This is a genomic window from Bifidobacterium myosotis, from assembly GCF_002259745.1.
GTDB lineage: Bacteria > Actinomycetota > Actinomycetes > Actinomycetales > Bifidobacteriaceae > Bifidobacterium > Bifidobacterium myosotis.
In genome coordinates this window covers 1-2,002 of record NZ_MWWW01000048.1, presented here as the reverse complement: position 1 = coordinate 2,002, position 2,002 = coordinate 1, and the positions used below count along the sequence as shown (strand labels likewise).

The window sequence follows — 2,002 nt, the reverse complement described above, 5'->3', positions numbered from 1 at the left end:
CGACGGCAACTACGATCTGTACAAGGACGGCAAGAAGGTCTCCTCCGGCGACTACTCGTTCGACGTGCTGACCAGTACTGCCCTGTCCGAGTATCAGGCCGTGACCCCGGGCACGAACAAGCTGCTCGCGAACGCCTGGCAGCTGACCTACGGCGGCAAGACCTCGGACTACGAGTTCGGCACCGCGTTCCCGTCGGACGCGAAGGACGTCGTCCTTGAGGTCAAGGGCGGCCAGCAGTCCACGGTCGTGCGCGTGCACAAGTGGGCCAAGACCGAGACCGAGGATACGCTGCTGCGTTACTTCGTGCCGCGCGGCCAGTCGTTCCAGTCCACGTTCGGCAAGACCCTCGATGAGGTCTCCCGTCCGAACACCTCGTTCCTGGGCTGGTACTCCTACACCGACAAGGACTCCAACGGCCAGCAGACCAACGACAACTACTTCGACCCGAACCTGATCCAGAAGAACGACGAGGTCGAGAAGAACGGCACCCCGTCCGTGTTCGACTTCACGACCACGCTCAACGGCGAGGGCATCGACCTGTACGCCGGCTACAAGAACGACGCTCGCTTCACCACGATCACTCTGGACCCGAACTACTCGGGCGCCGACAAGATCAGCGTGAAGATCTACGCGGGCAAGAAGATCGGCGAGCAGCTGCCCACCGTCACCCGCGACGGCTACACCCTCACCGGCTGGTACACCGACCCCGTTACTAATGTTGCCTCTCAGTTGGATACCGACAAGAAGGCGACCACCAACCCGGACTACCCGGCCGCCGGTTCCATCTGGTACGCCCGCTGGACCGCCGACTCCAAGGACAACTCCCAGCTGAACGGCCTGCTGAACAACCTCAGCCGCTTCTACGTGGTGAAGAACGATGCCGGCAAGTACGTGGTCTCCGACGGCAGTAACGCCAACTTCGTCAAGACGAAGGTTGTCAAGGTCGACGGCAAGGACACCTTCGCCACGACCGGCGCCGACCTCGCATACACCGAGTACAACCCGGGTTATGTGAAGACCTCCTACGACAAGTTCGTGGCCGCCCGCAAGAGCGTCCTGACCGATCTGAAGAAGGAGCTCAAGCTCGCCAACAACGCCGACATCAACACCGTGTACGCGGCCGTGAAGGGTGAGCTGTCTGCTGAGAAGGCTGATACGTACAACCGCAAGCTGGCGAACATCCTGGTGGGTGAGGCGGACTTCCCGGATGTGAACACGTCCGACACCGACTCGCACACCGATAGCATCCAGTTCATGTACAACCAGGGCATCGTCAAGGGCTACGCGGACGGCACGTTCGGCTACGGCGCGCCGGTGGCCCGCGTGGACTTCATCGTGTGGCTGTACCGTGCGGCCGGCAGCCCGGCCGTTGACTCCCAGGCCTCCTTCACGGACGTGACCGCGGCCACGGTCCCGAACCAGGAGTTCCGTGACGCGATCGCGTGGGCGGCCGCGAACAAGATCACGACCGGCTACGCTGACGGCACGTTCGCCCCGTACGCGAGGATCGCCCGTCAGGACGCGGCGGCGTTCATCTACCGTGCGGCCGGCAGCCCGAACTACATCGAGGACTACAACTCGAAGGTGTTCGCGGACGTGACCCCGGGCGACAGCGCGAACCACTCCAAGGCCGTGCTGTGGGCCAACAACAATGGCGTGGTCAAGGGCTTCGCGGGCAGCGTGAACCGCTTCGCGGGTCTCGACACCGTGGCCCGTCAGGACGCGGCCGCCTTCCTGGCCCGCGCCATCCAGGCCAACCTGCTGTGAGCCACGGCCCGCTAGCCCCCGTCTAGCGGCCGCCTCCACAGGCCGAAGGCCCCGGACCCAATCATCCTGGGTCCGGGGCCTTCCCGTATCAAAAGAGCGAGGGCCCGGAGCCCGATCCCCGTTGAGAGGAATCGGACTCCGGGCCCTTCGTCGCGTCCCACCGGCGGGACCGGCCCGGCCTGGGCGTCATGGAGCCTTCGCCGGGATGATCCTGGATTCGCCGGCGCCGCATAC

Annotated in this window: 1 protein-coding gene; it reads left to right on the top strand. The window is 64.5% G+C overall.

Features of this window, described 5'->3' with window-relative positions:
- The coding region (locus BMYO_RS11280) for an S-layer homology domain-containing protein (protein WP_211276869.1) at positions 1-1,768 on the top strand (1,768 nt) is incomplete at its 5' end.
- Positions 1,769-2,002 lie beyond the last annotated feature (234 nt).